The 22821-nt window shown below is 64.2% G+C and carries 19 protein-coding genes; 10 read left to right on the forward strand and 9 right to left on the reverse strand.

Annotation, left to right across the window (positions count from 1 at the left end; genetic code table 11):
- Nucleotides 1-114 precede the first annotated feature (114 nt).
- Nucleotides 115-972, forward strand: a complete 858-nt coding sequence (locus CNX70_RS04250; RefSeq protein ID WP_244199033.1) for a helix-turn-helix domain-containing protein — start codon at nucleotides 115-117, stop codon at nucleotides 970-972.
- Between the two features lie 9 nt (nucleotides 973-981).
- Here the strand turns inward: CNX70_RS04250 and ilvB are convergent, their stop codons facing one another.
- On the reverse strand, nucleotides 982-2739 hold the full coding sequence (ilvB, locus tag CNX70_RS04255) for a biosynthetic-type acetolactate synthase large subunit (RefSeq protein WP_096233701.1): 1758 nt from the start codon (nucleotides 2737-2739) through the stop codon (nucleotides 982-984).
- Between the two features lie 99 nt (nucleotides 2740-2838).
- Between ilvB and CNX70_RS04260 the strand changes: the two genes are divergently transcribed.
- Both CNX70_RS04260 and CNX70_RS04265 read left to right on the forward strand, forming a co-directional pair.
- On the forward strand, nucleotides 2839-3300 hold the full coding sequence (locus tag CNX70_RS04260) for an Lrp/AsnC family transcriptional regulator (RefSeq protein WP_070217690.1): 462 nt from the start codon (nucleotides 2839-2841) through the stop codon (nucleotides 3298-3300).
- Nucleotides 3301-3392: 92 nt separating this feature from the next.
- Nucleotides 3393-5891, forward strand: coding sequence for a TonB-dependent receptor (locus tag CNX70_RS04265; RefSeq protein ID WP_096233702.1), 2499 nt, complete (start codon nucleotides 3393-3395; stop codon nucleotides 5889-5891).
- Between the two features lie 4 nt (nucleotides 5892-5895).
- On the opposite strand, the gene CNX70_RS04270 is transcribed toward CNX70_RS04265, so the two are convergent.
- Both CNX70_RS04270 and CNX70_RS04275 read right to left on the reverse strand, forming a co-directional pair.
- Nucleotides 5896-6564 carry a response regulator gene (locus CNX70_RS04270; protein ID WP_244199034.1) on the reverse strand — a complete coding sequence of 223 codons (669 nt, stop codon included), beginning with the start codon at nucleotides 6562-6564 and terminating at the stop codon, nucleotides 5896-5898.
- Nucleotides 6561-7469: a histidine kinase gene (locus tag CNX70_RS04275; RefSeq protein ID WP_167389610.1), complete on the reverse strand. Its 909-nt coding sequence runs from the start codon at nucleotides 7467-7469 to the stop codon at nucleotides 6561-6563. The genes CNX70_RS04270 and CNX70_RS04275 overlap by 4 nt, the downstream gene beginning before the upstream one ends.
- 440 nt (nucleotides 7470-7909) lie before the next feature.
- Here CNX70_RS04275 and CNX70_RS04280 point away from each other — a divergent pair, with 440 nt between their 5' ends.
- From CNX70_RS04280 to CNX70_RS04300, 5 genes are all read left to right on the forward strand, one after another.
- Entirely contained in the window at nucleotides 7910-8725 is an 816-nt protein-coding gene (locus CNX70_RS04280; protein ID WP_157750897.1) for an NF038120 family PEP-CTERM protein, read from the forward strand.
- Nucleotide 8726: 1 nt separating this feature from the next.
- Nucleotides 8727-11888 (forward strand): S8 family serine peptidase, encoded by a 3162-nt coding sequence (locus tag CNX70_RS29095; RefSeq protein WP_096233705.1) that lies wholly within the window; start codon nucleotides 8727-8729, stop codon nucleotides 11886-11888.
- A 121-nt stretch (nucleotides 11889-12009) separates the two neighbouring features.
- Nucleotides 12010-12663, forward strand: coding sequence for an AIM24 family protein (locus CNX70_RS04290; RefSeq protein WP_096233706.1), 654 nt, complete (start codon nucleotides 12010-12012; stop codon nucleotides 12661-12663).
- Nucleotides 12664-12671: 8 nt separating this feature from the next.
- The gene (locus tag CNX70_RS04295; RefSeq protein WP_096233707.1) at nucleotides 12672-13313 is read left to right on the forward strand and encodes an AIM24 family protein; all 642 of its coding nucleotides are present in this window, start codon (nucleotides 12672-12674) and stop codon (nucleotides 13311-13313) included.
- A 3-nt stretch (nucleotides 13314-13316) separates the two neighbouring features.
- Nucleotides 13317-14054 (forward strand): AIM24 family protein, encoded by a 738-nt coding sequence (locus CNX70_RS04300; protein WP_096233708.1) that lies wholly within the window; start codon nucleotides 13317-13319, stop codon nucleotides 14052-14054.
- A 10-nt stretch (nucleotides 14055-14064) separates the two neighbouring features.
- Here the strand turns inward: CNX70_RS04300 and CNX70_RS04305 are convergent, their stop codons facing one another.
- Both CNX70_RS04305 and CNX70_RS04310 read right to left on the reverse strand, forming a co-directional pair.
- Nucleotides 14065-14862 (reverse strand): enoyl-CoA hydratase, encoded by a 798-nt coding sequence (locus CNX70_RS04305; protein WP_096233709.1) that lies wholly within the window; start codon nucleotides 14860-14862, stop codon nucleotides 14065-14067.
- A gap of 42 nt (nucleotides 14863-14904) precedes the next feature.
- Nucleotides 14905-15534, reverse strand: a complete 630-nt coding sequence (locus CNX70_RS04310) for a head GIN domain-containing protein (RefSeq protein WP_096233710.1) — start codon at nucleotides 15532-15534, stop codon at nucleotides 14905-14907.
- Between the two features lie 160 nt (nucleotides 15535-15694).
- Between CNX70_RS04310 and CNX70_RS04315 the strand changes: the two genes are divergently transcribed.
- Nucleotides 15695-16252: a flavin reductase family protein gene (locus tag CNX70_RS04315; protein WP_096233711.1), complete on the forward strand. Its 558-nt coding sequence runs from the start codon at nucleotides 15695-15697 to the stop codon at nucleotides 16250-16252.
- Nucleotides 16253-16394: 142 nt separating this feature from the next.
- On the opposite strand, the gene gdhA is transcribed toward CNX70_RS04315, so the two are convergent.
- The 4 genes from gdhA to CNX70_RS04335 all read right to left on the reverse strand — a co-directional run bounded on the left by gdhA (nucleotide 16395) and on the right by CNX70_RS04335 (nucleotide 21473).
- Nucleotides 16395-17738, reverse strand: a complete 1344-nt coding sequence (gene gdhA / locus CNX70_RS04320; protein ID WP_096233712.1) for an NADP-specific glutamate dehydrogenase — start codon at nucleotides 17736-17738, stop codon at nucleotides 16395-16397.
- Between the two features lie 206 nt (nucleotides 17739-17944).
- Complete coding sequence (locus CNX70_RS04325) at nucleotides 17945-19192, reverse strand: DUF819 family protein (protein WP_096233713.1); 1248 nt, start codon at nucleotides 19190-19192, stop codon at nucleotides 17945-17947.
- A 184-nt stretch (nucleotides 19193-19376) separates the two neighbouring features.
- Nucleotides 19377-20738, reverse strand: coding sequence for a prephenate-dependent tRNA uridine(34) hydroxylase TrhP (gene trhP, locus CNX70_RS04330; RefSeq protein ID WP_096233714.1), 1362 nt, complete (start codon nucleotides 20736-20738; stop codon nucleotides 19377-19379).
- Nucleotides 20739-20834: 96 nt separating this feature from the next.
- Entirely contained in the window at nucleotides 20835-21473 is a 639-nt protein-coding gene (locus CNX70_RS04335) for a TetR/AcrR family transcriptional regulator (RefSeq protein ID WP_096233715.1), read from the reverse strand.
- A 105-nt stretch (nucleotides 21474-21578) separates the two neighbouring features.
- Between CNX70_RS04335 and CNX70_RS28795 the strand changes: the two genes are divergently transcribed.
- Nucleotides 21579-22790 carry a TCR/Tet family MFS transporter gene (locus CNX70_RS28795; protein WP_157750898.1) on the forward strand — a complete coding sequence of 404 codons (1212 nt, stop codon included), beginning with the start codon at nucleotides 21579-21581 and terminating at the stop codon, nucleotides 22788-22790.
- The last annotated feature ends 31 nt before the right edge of the window (nucleotides 22791-22821 follow it).

A 22821-nucleotide genomic window follows, 5' to 3' on the forward strand; every position in this document is an offset into this window, starting at 1 on the left:
TGAAAGTACAAGGATTGCTTGTAATAATGGCCATACTCTACGCGATTGCGGCCCGTTTGTATTGAACGAATACGACATCGTGCGCGGCCAGAAATTGCCGGTACAATCGTCGCCATGCCTGCCGCCCCTACGCCCCTGACCCGCCTGATCGCGCCGCGCACCGCGCTCGCTTCCTGCGTGCGCGCCATCCTCGTGCGCGACACCACGCGCTGCGCGCCCTTGCCGCCGGCCCAGCGCCTGAACCGTTTTCCTGCCGCGCCCATGTGCAGCATCATCTGGACCGTCGCGGGCGACGTGGAGGCGGCCGCGCCGGGCCTGTCGCTGCCGGACGTGCGCATGCCGCCCGCGCTGTTTGGCGGCCCCCGCTCGTATCCGCTGGTCAGCTACAACCCCGGCCCCGTGCATTCGTTTGTCGTGATGTTGTATCCGGCCGCCCTGCATGCCTTGACGGGCGTATCGATGGATGCCTTGCTGGACCAGTTTCGCCCGCTCGATGCGCTGTTCGATGCCGACTGGCTGGCCTTGTCCGACGCCGTGCTGGCGGCGCCCGACGATGAGGCGCGCATCGGCCTGGTGGAGGCTTTTCTTGCGCCGCGCTGGCAGGTGGCGCGCAAGGGCAGCGATGTATCGGCCGGCGCCGTGCAGGACTGGGTGCGCCGCCTGGGCGTGCAGGCGGCCTCGACGGGCCTGGCCCGCAGCGCGCGCCATATCGAGCGCCGCATCAAGGCCTGGGCCGGGCAGCCCATGCGCACCTTGCGCCGCATGCGCCGCGCGGAGCAGCTATTCCTCGACGAGCGCGGCGCCATCCTGCAAGGCAGGGTGTCGTGGTCCGATATCGCCGCCAGCGGCGGTTACGCCGACCAGGCGCATTTCTGCCGCGAGACGCGCGAAATCACGGGCTTGAGCCCTACCGAGCTGGCGCGCGCCATGAAGGAAGATGAAAGTTACTGGATTTATAGGATATGGAATTGATCGGCTTTTTTATGCGGCATACACCACGCCCTTGCGCAAGGTGACTTCATGGTGCCCCGCGCCGGGCGCCATCATGGGGAAGCAGTTTTCTGCGCCATGCACGCGCACGTCGAGGAAGTAGGGGCCTTCGGAGGCCAGGCAGGTAGCCAATGCCGCGTCGAGTTCCTCGCGCCGGCGCACCGTGTGCGCCTGCCAGCCGAATGCCCGCGCCAGGGCGACGAAATCGGGCAGCGCTTCCATGTAGCTGTGGCTGTAGCGCCCGCCATGGATGAGTTCTTGCCACTGGCGCACCATGCCCATGGCGCCATTGTTCGACAACACCACTTTGACGGGCAGGCGGTGCTGCACGGCGGTGGCCAGTTCCTGGATATTCATCAAAATCGAGGCGTCGCCGCTGATGCACACCACGCATTTTTCGGGATGGGCGATCTGCGCGCCGATGGCGGCCGGCAAGCCATAGCCCATGGTGCCTGCGCCGCCCGAGGTCAGCCAGCGGCGCGGCTGCTCGAAGCGCAAGTGCTGCGCCGCCCACATCTGGTGCTGGCCCACATCGGTGGAGACGATGGCGTCCCCGCTATCCATTCTGTCCAGGGCCGCCTGCAGCCGGCGCATCAGCGCCTGCGGCGCGATCACCTGCGGCGTGTCGTCGAACGCCAGGCTGTCTTGCGCGCGCCAGCCATCGATGCGCTGCCACCACGGCTGGCGGTCCGCCAGCAGGCGGCCGCGCAGCTGCGCCAGCAGGGCGTTTAACACGGGGGCGCAGTCGCCGCGCAGGGCCACCTCGGCGCGCACCACCTTGCCGATCGAGGCCGGGTCGATATCGATGTGGATGATCTTTGCGCCGGGGCAGAAGGCATCCAGCCGTCCCGTGACCCGGTCGTCGAAGCGGGCGCCGACGCAGACGATCACGTCCGCATGGTGCATGGCCAGGTTCGCTTCCAGGGTGCCGTGCATGCCCAGCATGCCGAGGAAGGCCGGGTGCGAAGCGGGAAAGGCGCCCAGGCCCAGCAGGGTCAGAGTGCAGGGCGCGGCCGCCAGTTTCACTAATTGTTGAAACACGGCGCAGGCGTCCGGGCCGGAATTGATGAGACCTCCGCCGCCATACAACACGGGCTGGCGCGCGCCAGTGATCAGGCTGGCGGCCCGTTCCAGGTCGGCGCTGTCGGGCAGGGGCGCAGTCACTGTGGCGGCGGGCTGCAGCGGCGTGTTGTCCGCGACGGCCGCCAGTTGCAAGTCCTTGGGAAAGTCGATCAGCACGGGGCCGGGCCGGCCTTGCGTGGCTTGCATAAATGCTTCGTGCACGACGGCGGCCGTTTCGTCGGCCGTGCGGATTTGCCGGTTCCACTTGGTGACGGGGCGCGAAATGCCCAGCGCGTCGCATTCCTGGAAGGCGTTGGTGCCGATGCTGGTGCTGGCCACCTGGCCGCTGATGCAGATGACGGGAATCGAATCGCACAGGGCGTCGAGCAAGCCCGTGGTGGTATTGCTCATGCCGGGGCCGGACGTGACGAAGACGACGCCGGGCCGGCCCGTGCTGCGCGCATACCCTTCGGCCGCGTGCACGGCCGCCTGTTCGTGGCGCACCAGCACATGGCGCAAGCGGGGCTGGGCGTGCAGCGCGTCGTACAGGGGCAGCACGGCACCGCCCGGATAGCCGAAGACGGTGTCGACACCGAGCGCCAGCAGGGTGTCGATCAGGGTGCTGGCGCCGTTGCGCGGCGCAACATCGTGGGCGGGAGCGAGGAGGGGAGCGGGATCGGGTTTCATGGCCCTATTTTCTGCCTGATACGGCAGAAAAGGCTGCTGGTTTTCTCGTATAGAATGCTTATTTAAGCAAAATTTTCTGTGAAATAAGGATATGAAAGAATGAAGCTGGATAAATTCGACCTCGCCATCCTGACGGCCCTGCAGCAGGATGCCCGCATCAGCCTGCACGACCTGAGCGCCAAGGTGGGCCTGACCTCGTCGCCATGCTGGGCGCGCATCAAGCGCATGGAAGACGATGGCGTCATCGAGGGCTACACGGTGAACGTCAACGCGGCCAAGGTGGGCTTGGCCGATACCGTCATCGTGCAAGTGACGCTGGACGACCATTCCGACCAGGCCCTGTTCGAATTCGGCCACGCGCTGGCCATGATCCCGGAAGTGCTGGAAGCGTTTCTCGTCTCCGGCGATTACGATTACTACCTGCGCATTGCGGTGAGCGACACGCGCGACTATGAACGCCTGCTGCGCGAGCGGCTATACAAAATTCCCGGCATCCGCCACAGCAAATCCAGTTTCGTGTTGCGCCAGCTCAAGCAGAGCTATTTGCCCCTGCAACGGTAAGCTTGTACACGGCGGGAGTTTTTCCCTAGCCCATCCCCGGTGGCTGCCCGATACTGGACAGCAATAAAACCACTATAAAAACGGGGAACCGCATGAAACTGACTTTATTTGCCGCCGCCGCCATGGCGCTGTGCCAGGCGCAGGCCGCCGACCTTGCCAATCCTGCCAATCCTGCCAACCTGGAGCTTGCGTACGACTTGCCCACCGTTATCATCACGGGCAGCATGCCGCTGCCCACCGTAGAGCAGCCGCGCGATGCGCTGGCCGCGCCCGTGCAGACGGCCAGCGCGCAGCAGATCGCGCGCAGCGGCGCGCTCGATATTTCCGCCTTCCTGCGCCGCAACCTGGGCAGCGTCTACGTGAACGAAGTGCAGAACAACCCGTTCCAGCCCGACGTCAGCTATCGCGGCTATACGGCTTCGCCCTTGCTGGGCACGCCGCAAGGACTCTCTGTGTATCTCGATGGCATGCGTTTGAACCAGCCGTTTGGCGATGTCGTCAGCTGGGACTTGATCCCGCGCATGGCCATCGAATCGCTGACCCTGATGCCCGGCTCGAATCCCCTGTTTGGCCTCAACACGCTGGGCGGTGCGCTGGCCCTGCAGACCAAGGATGGCAGGAGCAGTCCCGGCACCGCCATCGAGGCGCGCCTGGGCTCCGATCAACGGCGCGGCGTCGAGTTCGAGCATGGCGGCAGCAATGCGCAGGGCTGGCACTGGTATGTGACCGGCAACCGCTTCAAGGAAGATGGCTGGCGCGACGATTCGCCGTCCGACGTGCGCCAGGTGTTTGGCAAGCTGGGCTGGAGCGATGCGCGCAGCGATATCGCCTTGACCGTGGCCCACGCGGACAATGCGCTGACGGGCAACGGCTTGCAGGAACAGCGCCTGCTGGCGCGCGACTACCGCAGCGTCTACACCAAGCCCGATCAGACGCAGAACAAGTCGACCCTGCTGAACCTGACGGGCAAGCACCAGGCCAGCGAGGCCTTGCTCTTGTCCGGCAATGTCTACTACCGCAAGATCGACACGCACACGTTTAATGGCGACCTGAACGACGAGTCGCTCGACCAGTCCGTCTACCAGCCCGGCGCGGCCGAGCGGGCGGCCCTGGCGGCGGCCGGCTACACGGGCTTTCCCGCCAGCGGGGCGAATGCAAGCAATACACCGTTTCCGAAGTGGCGCTGCATCGGCAACGTGCTGCTGAACGATGAGCCGGCCGAAAAATGCAATGGCATGCTCAACCGCAGCCATACGCAGCAGGAAAACTATGGGCTCTCCGGCCAGTTCACCGTGCTGGCCGACCTGGCGGGAGCGCGCCATGCCGTCACGGCCGGCGCCGCCTTCGATGCCAGCCACGCCACCTTCCGCCAGACCAGCCAGTTCGGCTACCTGAACCCGGACCGCAGCATCACGCCCGTCGACTTCTTTGCCGACGGCACGGAAATCGATGACGACGGCACGCCCTTCGACAACCGGGTCGACTTGAGCGGGCGCGTGCGCACCTGGAGCGTGTATGCAAGCGACAGTATTGCGTTCAATCAAAGTCTGACCTTGACCGTTTCCGGCCGCTACAACCGCAGCACGGTGCGCAACCGCGACGCCATCACGCCAGGCGGCGGCAGCGGTTCGCTCGATGGCGACCACCGTTTCAGCCGCTTCAATCCCGCCATCGGCCTGGCCTATGCGCCGGCGAAGGGCGTGAGCGCCTATCTCGGCTACAACGAAGGCAGCCGCACGCCGACGGCCATCGAACTCGGTTGCGCCGACCCGGAAAACCCGTGCCGCCTGCCCAATGCCATGGCCGGCGACCCGCCATTAAAACAGGTGGTGACGAAGACGTGGGAAGCGGGCGTGCGCGGCAAGCTTGGCCAGATTGCCCGCTGGAGCGCGGGCGTGTTCCGCGCAGAAAACCACGACGATATCCTGTTCGTGGCCGACAACCAGGCGGGATTTGGTTACTTTAAAAACTTCGGCAAGACGCGCCATCAGGGCGTGGAGCTGGCGGTCGATGGCAAGGCGGGCAGGCTGGACTTCGGCGTCAACTACACCTGGCTGCAGGCGACGTATCAAAGCCGTGAGGTGGTCAACGGCAGCGCCAACAGCAGCAGCGACGCGGACGCAGCTGGCCTGGAAGGCAATATCGTCATCACTCCGGGCAACCGGATACCCCTGACACCGAGCCATATCCTGAAGGCGCACGTGGATGTTCAGGGCGGACGCGACTGGACGGTGGGGCTGGCCATGACGGCCGTGTCGAGCGCCTTTGCGCGCGGCAATGAAAACAACCAGCACCAGGCGGGCGGGCCAGCGTACCTGGGGTCGGGCAAGAGCGGCGGCTATGCCGTGGTGGAACTGAATGGCAAGTACCAGCTGACGCCGCAGCTGAGCATATTTGCCCAGGTGAATAACCTGTTCGACCGGAAGTATGCGACGGCGGCCCAGCTGGGCGCCACGGCTTTCGACGCCAACGGCAATTTTGCCGCCCGGCCGCTGCCCGCCGTGAACGGGGCGTATCCGATGCTCAACGCGACGTTTTATGCGGCCGGTGCGCCGCGCAGCGTGAATGCGGGCTTGCGCTACGCGTTTTAAACTGTCAAAGCTGGCGCTGCTCGATGATGCCGTTGCGCAGCGCCAGGTGGACCAAAGCGGCGGGGCCGGGCACGTCGAGCTTTTCCTTGATGCAGGTCTGGTGGTTGGCCACCGTCTTGCTGCTCACGTGCAGCAGGCGGGCGCAGTCGGCGGCGCTGCGGCCTTCGGCCAGCAGGCGAAAGATTTCGAATTCACGCTGGCTCAGGCTGTTTAAACGCTGCGCTTCCATGCTGGCCGTGCCCTGCAGCACGCCGGGCGCGCTGTGCGGGTCCAGGTAGCGCCGGCCCGCGTGGGCGGCGCGCACGGCGTCGACCAGGTGCTCCGGGTCGGCTTGCTTGCTGATGAAGCCGCAGGCGCCGCCGTCAAACGCGCGCGCGATCAGTTGTGGCGTGTCGTGCATGGTAAACACCAGCACGCGGGCGCCAGCATCGCGCGCGAGCAGCTTGCGCAGCAATTCCAGGCCGCCGATGCCGGGCATGGACAAATCTGTCACGCAGACGTCGGGCGCGTGTTGCAGATGCAAGGCATACGCCGTCTCGCCATTGCCTGCCTCGGCCACGACGGCGATGTCGCCACCCTGTTCCAGCAGGCGCCGGTAGCCCGTGCGCACCACCGGGTGGTCGTCCACCAGCATGACGCGGATCGGCTGCAGGGCGTTGTGCATGGCGTTCATGCCGCGCACCGTGCCGCCAGCGCCACTTCGATGCGCAAGCCGTTGCCCAACGCGCTGATCCAGCGAATATGGCCGCGCAAGCCGGCCACGCGCTCGCGCATGCCCAGCATGCCGAAACCGGATTCCTGCTGCATGTCCTGGCGCAAGCCCCGGCCATTGTCTTCGATGGCCAGGTGCAGCAAGCCGTGCGCATCGGCGCGCAATTCCACCGTGGCCTGGTCGGCGCCCGCGTGGCGCGCCACATTCGTCAAGCCTTCCTGCACCAGGCGGTAGATGGCCGTGGCGATGCTGTCGTCAAGGTCGGCGGGGATGGCCTGCGGCGCGAAACGGCAGGCGATGCCGTGCTGCTGGGCCCAGCTGTCGCACAGCGCCTGCAGGGCCGCTTCCAGGCCCAGACTGTCAAGCACGGGCGGGCGCAGCCGGCGCAGCATGCTGCGCACCATCGCATGCAGCGCTTCCGCAGAGCGGGCGATGCTGGCGGCGCAGGCTTGCACGTTCGCCTGGTCGCCATCGCGCGCGCGCAGGATATAGCTGGCGGCGGCGCGGATGGCCGTGCAGTCTTGTCCCACTTCATCGTGCAGCTCGCGCGCCAGCGCGCAGCGTTCCTCTTCCTGCGCGCGCAGCAGGCGCTGCGTGAGCGCGCGGTTTTGCGCCAGCAGCAGGGCCACCTGGCGTCCGCGCCAGACGGCAAAGCCGGCCAGTACCAGCACCAGCAGCAGCAGGCTCAGGGCCAATTCATCGAGTTGCCAGTGCTCCTGGCGCCAGAGGGCATGCGTCAGCCGTTCGGCCAGGTCGAGCCTGGCTGCCAGCAGGAAAAAAGCCAGCGCCAGCGCGCTGCACACGATGCTGCGCCAGGCCGGCCGCGTGCCTGAGCGGCCGCTGCCGGCCAGTTGGTAGTGTTCCATGATGTTGCTCCCTGAGCACGGTCGATCCCCTTGTTGTGCAAGCTTCATGCCATCGACGCAATAGCCCGAGAGGTGCGTCTTGTGGGAACGGAGGGGCACAGACCAGTGTTCCAGGATGGAACAGGTGTACCGCGATGTGACGCCGATGTGATGGCTTTGCAAGCGCGGTTTTCGAGCTTATCTGAAGTTGGGCCGGTCCGTTGGCGCGCACGTCAGCTGCGTGATGAGTTGTTGTTCAAATGTAACATTGAGATTCCTCAAGGTTTCATAGGTAAAACAAAATAAAGTTTCGCAGAGTTAGATAAAAAATAAATTAATGATATTAAATATATGATATTTATTTTATGCAATTTGCTATATTTATTGACACTTTTGTGAAAAAGCTGAAAGCGGGCGCCAGACCTGCCGACCTATCTATCCACAACAATCAAGGGAATAGAATGAATCGTTTATCACCTGCGCGGGTATCGCCCGCCATCGTCAATCCGCCCGCTACCCGCGGTCGCTCTACCGTCTTTGCCGCGCTGGCCACCTTGTCCGTGCTGGCCACGGCGCCGGCCATGGCCGGTGTCCTGAGCTTCGATAACTTGCGCCCCGACGTGTATGAAAGCGGCCAGACGCTCAATACGTCGAACTACAAGCTGCAGTTCCTGGCCGACCCGACTACGGCAGCCGGCGGCGGCGTCAGCGGTGTGGGCGCCATCCTCGATGGCCGCTTGGGCTCGTCGTGCGATATCGCCGCCTGCCCGCAAGGCGCCACTGGCAACTACCTGGCCATCCTCAACGATGGCGGCGTGAATTTCTCACGCGCCGACCAGCGGGCATTCACCCTGGCCGGTTTCGACTATTCCTTCATCGCCCCCATCACGGGCTTGCCGAACATGAATTGGGGCCAGCTGCAACTGAGCGGTACCCTCAGCAACGGCCAGGTGATCAGCACGTCGTGGGCGTTTCCGGGCCAGGGCAGCGATGGCAATTACTATTTCCAAAGCGCGTCCCTGCTCAGCGGCTTCAGCAACTACGCCTTCACGGGCCTGACCTTCAATGCGTGCATCTTCAACGAGACGGGCGCGTGCAGCAATTCCCTCGATTCGCCCGCATTCAACCAGGGCCAGTTCGCGCTCGACAACCTCAGTGTCAGCGCCGTGCCGGAACCGTCGACCTACATGCTGATGCTGGCCGGCCTGGGCGCCATCGGCATGCTGTCGCGCCGCCGCAGCGGCAAGTTCGCAGCTTCCACCGTGCAAGGAGCGTGAGATGAAATTACGTCCCGTTTCGCTCGGTATCCTCCTGCTGGCCGCCAGTCTGGCGCAAGCGGCGCAGGCGCAGGAACGCCGCTCCTACATCGTGCAACTGGTCGACAAGCCGGCCGCCACCTACACGGGCCAGGTCAACGGCCTGGCCGCCACCAAGCCGGCCCCGGGGGCACGCATCAACGTGGGCGCCGCCGATGTACAGGCCTACCTGAGCTACCTCGACACCAAACAGGCCGCCGTGGCCGGTACCGTCAGTGCGGCTGAAATCACGCACCAGTACAGCGTCGTCTTCAACGGCTTTTCCGCCCTGCTGACGGACGATGAAGTGCGGGCCCTGAAGAAGAACAGCGGCGTGGCCAGCATCAGCGCCGACTCCATCCTGCAGCTCGACACCAGCTACACGCCCAGCTTCCTGGGCCTGGACAAGCCGGGCGGCATCTGGGAGCAGCTGGGCGGCAAGGCGCACGCGGGTGAAGACATCATCATCGGCATCGTCGACAGCGGCATCTGGCCGGAGAACACGGCCTTTGCCGACCGCCTCGACGAGAACGGCGTGCCCAGCCACAATGGCAACAACGTCGTGTACGGCGCGCCACCGGCCAGCTGGCAGGGCACGTGCCAGACCGGCGAGGGATTTTCCGCCGAGAATTGCAACAACAAGCTGATCGGCGCGCGCTACTACCGCGCCGCCACGTCGGCGCTGCACTGGACGGAATTTTTATCGCCGCGCGATTCCGTCGCCGGATTGACGGGGCACGGCGGCCATGGCACGCATACGGCGTCCACGGCCGGCGGCAACAATGGCGCCCTGGCCACCTCGAACGGCGTCTCGCTGGGCAAGGCGTCGGGCATGGCGCCGCGCGCCCGCATCGCCGCCTATAAAGTCTGCTGGACGGCTGCCTCGACGGGGCGCAACGGCTGCGCCACGGCCGACAGCGTGGCCGCCATCGACCAGGCGGTCAAGGATGGCGTCAACGTCATCAACTTCTCCATCGGTCCGAACGCGGGCGGTGGCGCTTTCGACGAGCCGACGGAAGTCGCCTTCCTCGGTGCGGCGGCGGCCGGTGTGTTTGTCGCCACGTCGGGCGGCAATTCCGGTCCGGCCACGCCGGCACCCGACGTGCCGGCGCCCGTGTCGCACATCAGCCCGTGGCTGGCAACGGTGGCCAATTCCACCCACAACCGCCTGTACGCGGGCAACGTCATCCTCAGCAACGGCAGCAAGCTGGAAGGCGCGTCGAGCAATGCGAAGACGCCCGCGCTGCCGCTGATCCGCTCGCGCGACGCGGGCCTGGCCGGCGTGTCGCCGACGGATGTCAACCTGCTGCGCTGCTTCGGCGCGGCCGATGTCACCTCGGCCTACCTGGACCCGGCGAAAGTGGCGGGCAAGGTGCTGGTGTGCGACCGTGGCGGCAACGTGCTGGTCAACAAGAGCGCGAATGCCAAAACGGCGGGCGCGGAGGGCGTGATCATCGCCAACGTGGCCGGTGGCGTCAACACCATCATCAACCAGGCACATGCGCTGTCGACCGTGCACCTGGCGCAGACGCAGGGCGACGCGCTGAAGGCTTTCATGGCGGCGACGCCCGACGGCACGGCGGCGCTGGGCGAAATCCATACCATCGCCGACACCACGGTGCAGGCGCCGATCGTCAGCGACCGTTCCTCGCGCGGGCCGAACGTGGCCAATGCGAACATCCTGAAACCCGACCTGTCGGCGCCCGGCACCAACGTGCTGGCCGGCGTGACGGCCGATCTGACGCAGGCGCAGCGCGATGCCGTGGCGGCCGGTGGCGTGGCGCCGTCGGCGGAGTGGGATTTCTATTCCGGCACCTCGATGGCCAGCCCGCACGTGGCGGGCGTGGCGGCGCTGCTCAAGCAGCAGCATCCGGACTGGTCGCCCGCGGCCATCAAGTCGGCGCTGATGACGACGGCCTTCAGCACCTATTCGGATGGCTTGAACGGTTCCGTGTCGTGGGATGCCACGGCGAAGAACTCGGGCCAGCTGCCGTGGGGCCAGGGCGCCGGCCACATCGCGCCGAACAGCGCGGCTGATCCGGGCCTCGTGTATGACATGTCGGAAATCGACTATGCGCGCTTCCTGTGCGGCTTGAATCTGAAGGTCTACACGGCCGCCACCTGCCAGGCCATCGGCAGTATCGCTGCCTACAACCTGAATCTGGCGTCGCTGACGGCGGCCAACGTGCTGGGCACGCAAACCTTGACGCGCACGGTGACCAATGTGGGCAGCAGCAGCGCCGTCTACAACGTCTCGGCCAGCCTGCCCGGCTATACGGTGGCGGTGACGCCAACCAGCCTGAGCCTGGCGCCGGGCGCCAGGGCGCAGTACCAGGTCAAGCTGACGCGCACCACGGCGCCAGCCAATACCTGGACCTACGGCGCCTTGAGCTGGACCGATGGCACGCACACGGTACGCAGCCCGCTGACGGCGCGCGGCACCTCGCTGGCCGTCATTCCACTGGTCAGCAGCGAAGCGGCCACGGGCAGCAAGGTGCTGACCCTGGGCACGGGCTTCACGGGCGCGCTGGTGGGCGTCAAGTCGGGTCTCGTCGAAGCCGTGCGCCAGGCGCGCACGATCGGCCAGGCCAACAACAGCACGGCCTCGGCCAGCTGCAAGGCCGGTGGCGCCACGGGTGTGAATGTGCACAACGTGGTGATCCCGGCCGGCACCCTGGCGGCGCGCTTTGCCACCTACGACGCGGAAACGACGGGCGGCGCAAATACCGACATGGACATGGAGGTCTACAACGCCGCCAATGTGCTGGTCGGCAGCAGCGGCAATGAAGGTTCCAATGAGCAAGTGGAACTGCGCCTGCCCGCCGCTGGCACGTACAAGGTGTGCGTGATCGGCTACGCGCCGCAAGGCGGCCAGGCCGACTACACCCTGTCGTCGTGGGTGCTGGCGCCTGGCCTGTCGAATGGCGGCTTCAAGGCGCTGATGCCGGGCACGGCTTACACGGGCGGCACGGCGACTGTCTCGCTGAGCTGGTCCAACCTGGCCGAAGGCAAGCGCCACCTGGGCGCCGTCGGCTACCAAGTGGCTGGCGTGCTGCAGGGCGTCACGGTGGTCGAGGTCAATACCAATGACCCCGTGCCGATGTTGCAGAACGCACGCGGCGCCAGGCCGGTGCTGGCTGAATAAACCGTTCTTTGCGTGAACGCAAGGCGTGCCTCCGGGCACGCCTTTTTTTATTCACTCATCCCCGTTCGGGAGGAATAGCGCTTGCGCACCGGCAAAGCCACCGGTATCTTGTCGGATAGCCATGGCTTTGTGCCCTGGCATTCTTGGGGAGTCGCGCGTGACCAGTTTCCGCACCAATACCGACCGCCTGCTGGAAGTGCGCCTGCAGGATGAAAAAGTGCTGGCGATCGCCGGCGCCATGGTCGCCTATACGGGCAGCATCAAATTTGAAAAATCCCTGCTCGGCGGCGAGGGCATCTTCGGCGCGCTCAAGCGCAAGGTGACAAACGAAGGCATGCAGGTGATGCAGGCTTCAGGCAGCGGCACGGTGTTTTTCGCGCAGAATGCAGCCGAGATCACCGTCATGGCGCTGGCCGGCGAAAAGCTGACCATCGAAAGCAGCAGCCTGCTGGCCTACGACACCGGCCTGAAGACGGGCACCAGCTTTGCTGGCTTGCGCGGTGCCAGCTCGGGCCAGGGCCTGTTTTCCACCACCGTCGAGGGCCATGGCAACCTGGCCGTCATATCGCGCGGCAACCTGATCATGCTCGAAGTGACGCCGGCGCACCCGCTGCGCGTGGATCCGGACGCCTTCGTCGGCTTCAAGGGCGAGATCCGCCAGGAATTCGTTTTTGACGTCAACTGGCGCACCATGATCGGCCAGAGCTCGGGCGAATCGTACCAGCATAAATTCACAGGCCAGGGCGTGGTGTTCATCCAGCCCGCCGAACGCTAGGAGCCGTTATGCCTGTCTATCAGCAGATCAATGAAAAGATGCTTGAGGTCAAACTCGGCAATGAAGAAGTGTTCGCGCGCAAGGGCGCCATGGTGTCGTACCAGGGCGACGTGGCGTTCAGCCGCTCCTTCCTGGCGGGCCAGGGCGTGCAAAGCCTGGCCATGCGCGCCGTCACAAACGAGGGTTATGCGCTGATGTCGGCGCGTGGCACAGGCAGCGTGTTTTATGCGCAGGGCGGCCTGTTCGTCAGCATCGTGCCCGTGCGCGGTGAAACGTTCTATGTGGAAAGCGACTCCCTTCTGGCCTTCGATGCGCGCCTGACGGCCGGCACCATGTTCCTGGGCAACCAGGGCGGCGTGCAGGGCGTGGTGCGCGGCATGGCCTCAGGCCAGGGTTTGTTTACCACCACCTTGCAAGGCACGGGCGAGGTGGCGATTTTGTCGGACGGCAATGCCATCGGCTTGCCCGTCACGTCGGACGTGCCCGTGTTTGTCGACCCGCAAGCGTATATCGGCCACACGGGCCAGCTGAGCTCGACCATCGTCACGGACCTGAACTGGAAAACCTTCGTCGGCCAGGCGTCCGGCGAGTCGTACCAGGTGAAGTTTACGGGCCAGGGCACGGTCTACATCCAAGCGAGCGAAAGGTAAGCCATGACGATTTATAATCCCGATACCTTGCCGAAGAACGATAACCTGAACCGTTTTTCGTATGTCATCGACGTCAAGGAGCAGATCTTCATTCGCAAGGGCAAGATGATCGCCTTCTATGGCGAGCTGCGCTTCGAAGCCATGGGCAGCAGCGTGCTCGACTTGATCGTGCGCAATGCCTTCAATGCGCCCAAGTACATCCACCACTTTGTCGTGGCGCAAGGGCAGGGTCAATTGATTTTGGGCGATAACGGCAACGACCTGGCATGCTACGACCTGGACAACGCCAACATGACCATCCGCGCGAAAAACCTGCTGGGTTTTACCAAGGATGTGATTTGCCAGGAATCAACCTTACCCGGCTATCTGACCATGATAGGCACGGGGAAAGTCATCGCCTCGTCGAACGGCCCCGTGCATTTCCTCGAGTTGCCGTGCCGCGTGGACGAGCAGGCCGTGCTGGGCTGGGCCGATTGCCCCAGCCCTTCGTATCACTACGATTACGCCCACGTGCAGGGCTGGGCCTCGGCCGCCGGCGCACTGACAGGTTTCAGTTTGTCGGGCGAGGAAAAGCAGATCGACTTCACGGGCGCCGGCACGGTGCTGGTGCAATCGTCCGAGCTGGACGTGACGGGCAGCTCGACCCTGATGCAGCTGCTGGCGCACTTGCCGCTGCTGGGCAAGGAAGACCTCGGTACCTTGAGTCTTTCCGTCCAGCAGCAGATGAAGGACAATCGTTAAGACTAGGAAGTCAAGGCCGCGCCCAGCTGGGCGGCCGCTTCTCTAAAAAGGCGGTGACGCCTTCGTCCGCATCCTCTTCCATCATGTTGCGCGCCATCACGTCTCCCGCATACGCATACGCGTCGTCCAGTGGCAGCTGGCGCTGCCGGTAGAACATGGCCTTGCCGTAGCGGATGGCCGTCGGGCTTTTTGCCATGATTTGCTGCGCCAGGCGCGCCACGGCCTCGTCGAGCGCCGTATCGGCCACCGTTTCGTTGATCAGGCCCCAGTCGGCGGCCGTGTCGGCGTCGATGAAGCGGCCCGTCACCAGCATGTCGAAGGCCCGCTTGGGCGAGACATTACGCGACAGGGCGACCGATGGCGTGGCGCAGAACAGGCCCACATTGATGCCGGACACGGCAAAGCGCGCGGAGGCACCCGCCACAGCCAGGTCGCAGCTGGCGACTAACTGGCAGCCGGCTGCCGTGGCGATGCCGTGCACGCGGGCAATCACGGGCACGGGCAAGGCCTGGATGGCTTGCATTACGCGCGAGCATTGCGCGAACAGGGTCTGATAATAATCAAGCTGGCGCGTAGCCTGCATCTGGCGCAAATCGTGGCCCGCGCAAAAGGCCTTGCCTTCGGCGGCCAGCACCACGCAGCGCACGTGCGGCTGCTGCGCGATGGCGTCCAGCGCTTCCTGCAGCGCCGCCAGCATGGCTTCCGACAGGGCATTGAATTGCAGGGGGCGGTTCAAACGCAGGGTGACCAGGCCACCCTCATCCTCGCGCAGCACCAGCGGTGCATCGGTATCGTGTAAAACGGTCATGCGGTCTCCAGTGGCCTGATGGCCTTGTTGTTCTAGGAAATCTTATTTGGCGGCATTCACGCTGCCGATGCCGGCGACCGACTTGTGCACGATCTTCGGCTTGCCGTAATACGTCAGTTCGCCCATGCCGCGCACCACGGCGTTCAGTTCGCCCGAGGAATACACCTTGACGGAGCCGATGCCTTCGAAATTCACATCGACGTTTTTCGCCAGCAATGCTTTCGTATCGACTTCGCCCACGCCCTGCGCCTTCAGGCGCAGCCAGTCGACCTGGCCATCGGCGGCCAGGCGGCCCGCGCCCTTGTAGCTGATGTCGACCCTTGGACCATTGAGCTTGGTCAAGATCTTCTCGCCCGCGCCTTCCGCGATCAGCTTGCGCAAGGTGGGCATGGTGATGATGATGCGCGGGTCGCCCTCGGTCTTCTTGATGTCCTTGTCCTTCATGGAAATTTTCAGCTCGCCATCGACCACTTCCGTGATGACGCCGCTGAGGAATTTCTGGTCGCCGCGCAGCAGCAGGCTTTGCTCCTTGCCCGATTCGACTTCGATGCTGATGGGGCCGCGGATGTCGATGGCGTTGAAGGCGCCGACGGTGCGGGTTTGCTCGTCGGCATGCGCGAGGGTGGAGAGGCAAGCGAGGGACAGGACTGACAACAGGAACAAAGGGCGCATGGCGGTTTCCTTGAGTAGTTGATCAGTGTATTCTAGGGCGCAAGTACTCCGAGAGGGAGAAATTTGCGATGAATGGCACAAATCGCGGCGCGGATGACAGCCGCGCGCCCGGCACGGCGCCGTTGGGCTATGCTATGGCGTACCGCGTCCTGGAGACTAGATGAAAAATTATCACAAAGAAGATTATCCCGTCGCCGATATCCGCCGCTTCCTCGAACCGGGGCCGGTGGTGCTCGTCAGTTCAACGTGGAAGGGCGAGAGCGACGTCATGACCATGGCCTGGCACATGCTGATGGAATTTACGCCATCGTTACTGGGCTGCTTCATTTCCGATGCGAACCATAGCTATGAAATGATCAAGCGCAGCATGGAATGCGTGATCAACCTGCCCACGGCCGACATGGTCGACCAGGTGGTCGCCATCGGTAATTGCAGCGGCGAAGACACGGATAAATTCACGGCATTCGGCCTGACGCCGCAGCCGGCCGAGCTGGTGGGCGCACCGCTGATCGCCGAGTGCTACGCCAACTTCGAATGCAAGCTGGCGCAGGTGGCGGGCAATCCGAAGGGCGGCTTCTTCATTTTCGAGTGCGTGAAGGCCCACGTGGCCACCTCGCCCAAGCTGCCCGAAACCCTGCACTACCGGGGGAATGGCGAGTTCATGGTATCGGGCCGCACCATCAGCCGCAAGAGCCTGATGAAACCTGAAATGTTGTAGACACCTGACCAAACCTACTGCGCGTCGATATAGGTGGTCTGCGATGCTCACCGTACTTGAGTACGGTTGCGCTTCTCGACCACCTCTCTCTTCCGCTCGCTACGGTTTTGTCAGGTGTCGTTAGGCCGCTTAAATTACCCCCTTAAATCACCCCCTGCGCCAGCATGGCATCGGCGACTTTGACGAAGCCGGCGATATTGGCGCCATCGACATAGCTGACGGTGCCATCGGCGCGCGTGCCGTACTGCTTGCACGCAGCGTGGATGCCTTGCATGATCTGCAGCAAACGCGCATCGACTTCCTCGCGCGGCCACGAAATGCGGGCCGCGTTCTGGCTCATTTCCAGGCCGGAAGTCGCCACGCCGCCCGCATTGCTGGCCTTGCCCGGCGCATACAGTACGCCGGCCGCCTCGAAGGCCTTGGCTGCCTCGATGGTGGTGGGCATGTTGGCGCCCTCGGCCACGCATTGCACGCCATTGGCGATCAGGATGCGCGCGTCGTCGATGTTCAATTCATTTTGCGTGGCGCAGGGCAGGGCGATGTCGACCGGCACATGCCATGGCGACACGCCCGCTTCGAAGCGCACGCCCGTGCGTTCGGCGTAATCGCTGACCCGGCCATACAAATGGTTCTTGATCTCCATCAGGATGGCCAGCTTTTCCGGCGTAAAACCGTCTTCATCGATGATGGTGCCGCTCGAATCGGAGACGGTGATGACTTTCGCGCCCATGGCCATGGCTTTTTCCACCGCGTACTGCGCCACGTTGCCCGAACCGGACACGGACACGCGCATGCCTTCGAAGGAGCGGCCCCGCGTTTTCAGCATTTCTTCGGCGAAATATACAGTGCCGTAGCCCGTCGCTTCCGGCCGCATCAGCGAGCCGCCGAAGCTGGCGCCTTTGCCCGTGAACACGCAGTCGGCGCGGTTGCTGAGTTTTTTCATCATGCCTGCCATATAGCCCACTTCGCGCCCGCCCACGCCGATGTCGCCTGCCGGCACGTCCGTGTCCGAGCCCACGTGGCGGAACAGTTCGCTGACGAAAGCCTGGCAAAAGCGCATCACTTCGCCGGGGCTCTTGCCCTTCGGATCGAAATCGGCGCCGCCCTTGCCGCCGCCCATCGGTAACGTGGTCAGCGCATTCTTGAACGTCTGTTCGAAGGCGAGGAATTTCAGCACGGACAGGGTGACGGAAGGGTGGAAGCGGATGCCTCCCTTGTACGGCCCGATGGCCATGCTGTGCTGGATGCGATAGCCGCGATTGACTTGTACTTGCCCATGGTCATCGACCCACGACACGCGGAACATCACCACGCGCTCCGGCTCGATCAAGCGTTCCAGCAAGCCTTGTTCCGCGTATTTCGGGTGCTGTTCCAGAAATGGCCACAAGCTCTCCATGACTTCGGTGACGGCTTGCAGAAACTCGGGTTGACCTGGATTGCGTGCGGCGACATGCTGGACATACTCGTGAGCAGATGCGTATTTCATCAGAATTCCATGGAGGTAATCGGTTATTTGGGCAACTATCATCGCAGATTTCGCACGAAAATGGTGCAGAAATTTGGTTTTGAGGGGTTTCTGCTACATTTTGGGGATTTTTCGGACTCTGCGGACGATGCGAGCAGTAAACGACAACGCCAGCCCGAAGGCTGGCGTTGTTGTTGCGGGCTAGGCTGGTCAGGCCAGGACAGGCCTCACCCCGCCATGCCGCGCAGTATCAAACCCGTGATGTAGGCGCCATAGGTGCCCAGCGCGTAGCCGAGCACGGCCAGCAGCACGCCGACGGGTGCCAGCGATGGGTGGAAGGCGCTGGCGATGACGGGGGCCGAGGCGGCGCCGCCGATGTTGGCTTGCGATCCCACGGCCATGAAGAACAGGGGCGCGCGGATCAGCTTGGCGACGAGCAGCATCAGGCCGCCATGCACGGCGATCCAGATCAGGCCCAGCAGGAACAGGAAAGGCTTGTCGAACAGGGCTTTCAAATCCATGTGCATGCCGATGGTGGCCACCAGCACGTACAGCATGGCCGAGCCGATGGTCGAGGCGCCCGCGCCTTCCAGGCTGCGCGCGCGGGTAAAGCTGAGCAGCAGGCCGAAGGTGGTGGCGAGCACGACGATCCAGAAGAAGTTCGATGTCAGGCTGTAATCCTGCAAGCGCCACTCGGCCGGCAGGGTGGCGATCCAGCTGATGATCGGGCCGGCCAGGAAGTGCGACAGGCCCGTCACGCCCAGGCCCACGCCGAGGATGATCATGATGTCGGTCAGGCTGGCGATGCGCGCGTGCTGGGCCCGATAACTTTCGATGCTGTCCCTGAGCGCATTGATGGCGGATAAATCCGCGCCCGTCCAGCGGTCGAAGGCGCCCGCGCGGCCCGCCAGGAACAGCAGCACGGCCGTCCAGACGTTGGCCACCAGCACGTCGACGGCGACGAACTGGCCGAACAGCGTGGCATCGACCTCAAACACTTCCTTCATGGCCGCCTGGTTGGCGCCGCCGCCTATCCACGAACCGGCGACAGTCGTCATGCCGCGCCAGGTGTCGCCCGCCACCGTTTCCGGGTGGATCAAACGCAAGGCTTCGAACGAGACGAGGGCGCCCAGCATCACGCCGACAGTTCCTGTAAGAAACATGATGATGGCCTTGGGTCCCAGGCGGAGGATGCCGCCGAAATCGATGGCCACACACAGCAGCACCAGCGCGCTGGGCAGCAGATAGTCGCGCGCCACGGCGTACAGGCCGGAAGCGTTGCCGTCGATGATGCCGAAGGTGTTGAGCAGCGCCGGGATCAGGTAGCACATCAGCAAGGACGGGATATAGGTATAGAACTTTTTCCAGAAGCCGTCCGTGCGGGAGGCGCTCCAGAAGACGGCCCCCAGAGTCATGGCGAGCAGGCCGAGGACGACGGCGTCGTTGGTGATGAGGGCGGGTGTGGCAGGTGGCATCGGGGATTCCGGTGAACGTGTCAGGGACGCACCGGGTTCCGATAACGGCCCCGGGCGCAGGGTGGCCGTATCGTATAGCAATGTTGAGGCTTAAACAAATTGTTTAAGCGCTACCCTGCGGATTTTTTCTTGTCAAATCAAACACTTGGAAACTGCTTCGCCACCCCGCTTGCCAGACTGGCGGTTACAAATAGCGGGCCAGCAAGGCCTTGTCCAGCGCCCCGTCGAGTTCGATGCGCACGAAGTGGCCGCTGCCGGGCGCGACCTGGATCTCCTTGCCGTCATCGCTGAGCATGCGCGCGATGGTGAAATCGCGGTTGCCGCCCGGATGCAGGGCTTCGATGCGGTCGCCCACGGCGAAGCGGTTTTTCACTTCCACCCTGGCCCAGCCGTCCGTCACGCCCAGCACGTCGCCCACATACTGGCTGCGGTCCGCCTCGGAGGCGCCGCGCATGTAGTTCTGGTGCGTTTGCGTGTGATGGCGCTGGTAAAAACCGTCCGTGTAGCCGCGGTTGGCCAGGCCTTGCAGCTGACCCAGCAGGCTGATATCGAAGGGACGGCCCGCCACGGCGTCATCGATGGCCTGGCGGTAGACTTGCGCCGTGCGCGCTGCGTAGTACAGCGACTTGGTGCGGCCCTCGACTTTGAGCGAATTGACGCCGATCTTGACCAGGCGCTCGATATGCTCGACGGCGCGCAAGTCCTTCGAATTCATGATGTAGGTGCCGTGCTCGTCCTCGAGGATCGGCATCAGCTGGCCCGGGCGCTGGGCTTCTTCGATAAAATAGGGCTGGTCGGCCAGCGGGTGGCGCGGCTGCTGGTGCAGGGCGGAAAACGCATTGTTGTCGGCCTCGGCCAGCGCCTGGTGAAATTCCAGCGGCACTACCTGCATGCCGCCCAGGTCGCCGCTGGCGTCTTCGGCTGCATTTTTCACCTTGTAGTCCCAGCGGCAGGAATTGGTGCAGGTACCCTGGTTTGGGTCGCGGTGATTGAAGTAGCCGGAGAGCAGGCAGCGGCCCGAATAGGCGATGCACAGGGCGCCGTGGACGAACACTTCGAGTTCCATTTCCGGGCAGCGCTGGCGGATTTCCTCGATTTCGTCGAGCGACAGTTCGCGCGACAAAATCACGCGCGTCAGGCCCATGCGGTGCCAGAATTTCACGTCGGCCCAGTTGACGGCATTCGCTTGCACGGACAGGTGCACGGGGACGTCAGGCCACTTGTCGCGCACCATCATGATCAAGCCCGGGTCGGCCATGATCAGCGCGTCGGGACGCATGGCGATCACCGGTTCCATGTCGTGCAAATACGTTTTCAGCTTGGCATTGTGGGCGAAGATGTTGCTGGCGACAAAGAATTGCTTGCCGCGCGCATGCGCGCCATCAATTCCGTCCTGCAAGGCTTGCAAGGTCGAAAAATCGTTATTGCGCACGCGCAAACTGTAGCGCGGCTGGCCCGCGTAGACGGCGTCGGCGCCATAGTCGAAGGCGGCATGCATCTTGGCCAGTGAGCCGGCAGGCAGGAGAAGTTCGGGAGCGTGGCGCATGGGCGAGGGGCAAAGCCGGCCATTCTATGCGGGGTGGCACGGCGACGCCTTGCCCTGTGTCAAGGAATTAGCCATTCCGGCAGCATGCTGTACTGCTCAGGCGTAAGGCGTACCCGCCATGGCGGCGTTCAAGCCAGTGTGCCCCTGGTCCACCAGGGCGAGAAAGCCTGCCTTGGCCAGCTGCGCGTCGCCATGCAGACGGAAGGCGCGGTGCGCTTCGATGAGCGCGGTGCTCCAGGTGGCCAGCAGCAGGCTGGCCGCCAGCTGGGCCAGGGGATCGTCGCTTTCCCGTCCCGTGGATTCCGTCAGCGCTTGCGCGACGACGTGCGCCAGTTCGTCGCGTATCGCCCGCGCCCGCGCTTTCAAGGTATCGCTGGCCTCGATGGTGGCAATGAAACCCTGGCCGGCGGCGGAGAACGTGATGTAGGGACTGTCTTCCAGTGCCAGCCGGTGCGCCAGCAGGCGCAGGGTGTCGACGGGGGAAATGGCGGGATCGCGCTGGCGCAGCGCCTCGCGCAGCAGTTCGCGCCCCTCTTCCTCGCGGTCGAAGAACATGTCTTCCTTGCGGGGGAAGTGGTTGAACACCGTCATGCGTCCCACGCTGGCGGCTGCGGCGATCTCGTCCACCGTCACCTGCTCGAAGCCGCGCACGAAAAACAGGCGTGTGGCGGCATTCGAGATGGCTTGCCTGGTGGCAAGGCGTTTGCGGGAGCGGAGGTCGGCAGGAATCGTCATGTTGCCCCGATCATACACGAAGTGTACTGAGTACAGATAACGCTTGATGGCGCAGCCAGGCTGGGCGTACTATTTATGTACTGAGTACATATTTAGATTGAGTATATGAAACCGTCCATTCCCGTGGCAGCGCTGCCTGTCATCTTCGCCACCGTCGGGCTCGATGCCGTCGGCATCGGCCTGATCTTCCCCATCCTGCCCGCGCTGCTGCAGGAGGTCACGCGGACGGCCAATGTGGCGCCGTATATCGGCATCATGACGGCCCTGTATGCGCTGATGCAGTTCATCTTTGCGCCCGTGCTGGGCGCGCTGAGCGACCGCCTGGGGCGGCGCCCCGTGCTGCTGCTCTCGCTGGCGGGCGCGGCCGCCAATTACCTGTTCCTGGCCTTCGCTCCTAGCCTGTGGATGCTGCTGCTGGGGCGTGCCATCGCGGGGCTGACGAGCGCCAACGTCTCCGTGGCCACCGCCTACATCACCGATATTTCTCCCGAAGCCACGCGGGCGCGCCGCTTCGGTCTGTTGAATGCCATGTTCGGCGCCGGCTTCATCATCGGCCCCGTGCTCGGTGGCGCGCTGGGTGATTACGGGCTGCGCCTGCCGTTCATGGCGGCCGCCGTTTTGAATGCTGGCAATCTGCTGCTGGCGTTGTTGACGTTGCCCGAGTCTCGCCAGCCCACGGGTGGGAAAATCGACCTGGCGGCGTTGAATCCCCTGCGCCCGTTGCGCTGGGTTTTTTCTCAGAAAAGCTTGCTGCCGATCACCGTCATCTTCTTTACCTTCAGCGCGGCGGGCGAAGTGTATGGCGTGTGCTGGGCGCTGTGGGGCCACGATGCGTTCGAGTGGAACGGGCTGTGGATTGGCCTCTCGCTGGGGGCCTTCGGCGTGTGCCAGGCACTGGCCCAGGCCTTCCTGCCCGGCCCGGCTGTAAGGCTGCTGGGCGAGCGCGCCACCATCCTGGCGGGCGTGGCCTGCGCCTGCGTGGCCCTGGTGGTCATGGCCTTTGCCAGCCGCAGCTGGATGATCTTCGCCATCATGCCCGTGTTCGCCCTGGGCGGCATCGGCGCGCCGGCCCTGCAGTCGCTGGCCACGCGGCAAGTCGCCGAGGACCGGCAAGGCCAGTTCCAGGGCGTGCTGGCTTCGGCCGTGAGCCTGGCGTCCGTGCTCTGTCCGCTGGTGTTTGCCAGCATTTACTTTGGCGTCAGGGCGTACTGGCCAGGCGCCGTCTGGCTGTCCGTGATCGTCGTGTACGCGGCGCTGGTGCCGCTCGTGCTGGGCTTGTCGCTGGCCTCGACCACGCCGGCGTCATCGCGGGGATAGGCGGCCTGCGTTTCCTGCGCTGCGGCCGGCG

The organism is Janthinobacterium svalbardense (genome assembly GCF_002327145.1).
GTDB lineage: Bacteria > Pseudomonadota > Gammaproteobacteria > Burkholderiales > Burkholderiaceae_D > Janthinobacterium > Janthinobacterium tructae.

Coding starts and splice junctions, on each gene's coding strand:
- CNX70_RS04250 (WP_244199033.1), top strand. CDS start 115: ATGCCTGCCGCCCCTACGCCCCTGACCCGCCTGATCGCGCCGCGCACC.
- ilvB (WP_096233701.1), bottom strand. CDS start 2,739: ATGAAACCCGATCCCGCTCCCCTCCTCGCTCCCGCCCACGATGTTGCG.
- CNX70_RS04260 (WP_070217690.1), top strand. CDS start 2,839: ATGAAGCTGGATAAATTCGACCTCGCCATCCTGACGGCCCTGCAGCAG.
- CNX70_RS04265 (WP_096233702.1), top strand. CDS start 3,393: ATGAAACTGACTTTATTTGCCGCCGCCGCCATGGCGCTGTGCCAGGCG.
- CNX70_RS04270 (WP_244199034.1), bottom strand. CDS start 6,564: ATGAACGCCATGCACAACGCCCTGCAGCCGATCCGCGTCATGCTGGTG.
- CNX70_RS04275 (WP_167389610.1), bottom strand. CDS start 7,469: ATGGAACACTACCAACTGGCCGGCAGCGGCCGCTCAGGCACGCGGCCG.
- CNX70_RS04280 (WP_157750897.1), top strand. CDS start 7,910: ATGAATCGTTTATCACCTGCGCGGGTATCGCCCGCCATCGTCAATCCG.
- CNX70_RS29095 (WP_096233705.1), top strand. CDS start 8,727: ATGAAATTACGTCCCGTTTCGCTCGGTATCCTCCTGCTGGCCGCCAGT.
- CNX70_RS04290 (WP_096233706.1), top strand. CDS start 12,010: ATGGCTTTGTGCCCTGGCATTCTTGGGGAGTCGCGCGTGACCAGTTTC.
- CNX70_RS04295 (WP_096233707.1), top strand. CDS start 12,672: ATGCCTGTCTATCAGCAGATCAATGAAAAGATGCTTGAGGTCAAACTC.
- CNX70_RS04300 (WP_096233708.1), top strand. CDS start 13,317: ATGACGATTTATAATCCCGATACCTTGCCGAAGAACGATAACCTGAAC.
- CNX70_RS04305 (WP_096233709.1), bottom strand. CDS start 14,862: ATGACCGTTTTACACGATACCGATGCACCGCTGGTGCTGCGCGAGGAT.
- CNX70_RS04310 (WP_096233710.1), bottom strand. CDS start 15,534: ATGCGCCCTTTGTTCCTGTTGTCAGTCCTGTCCCTCGCTTGCCTCTCC.
- CNX70_RS04315 (WP_096233711.1), top strand. CDS start 15,695: ATGAAAAATTATCACAAAGAAGATTATCCCGTCGCCGATATCCGCCGC.
- gdhA (WP_096233712.1), bottom strand. CDS start 17,738: ATGAAATACGCATCTGCTCACGAGTATGTCCAGCATGTCGCCGCACGC.
- CNX70_RS04325 (WP_096233713.1), bottom strand. CDS start 19,192: ATGCCACCTGCCACACCCGCCCTCATCACCAACGACGCCGTCGTCCTC.
- trhP (WP_096233714.1), bottom strand. CDS start 20,738: ATGCGCCACGCTCCCGAACTTCTCCTGCCTGCCGGCTCACTGGCCAAG.
- CNX70_RS04335 (WP_096233715.1), bottom strand. CDS start 21,473: ATGACGATTCCTGCCGACCTCCGCTCCCGCAAACGCCTTGCCACCAGG.
- CNX70_RS28795 (WP_157750898.1), top strand. CDS start 21,579: ATGAAACCGTCCATTCCCGTGGCAGCGCTGCCTGTCATCTTCGCCACC.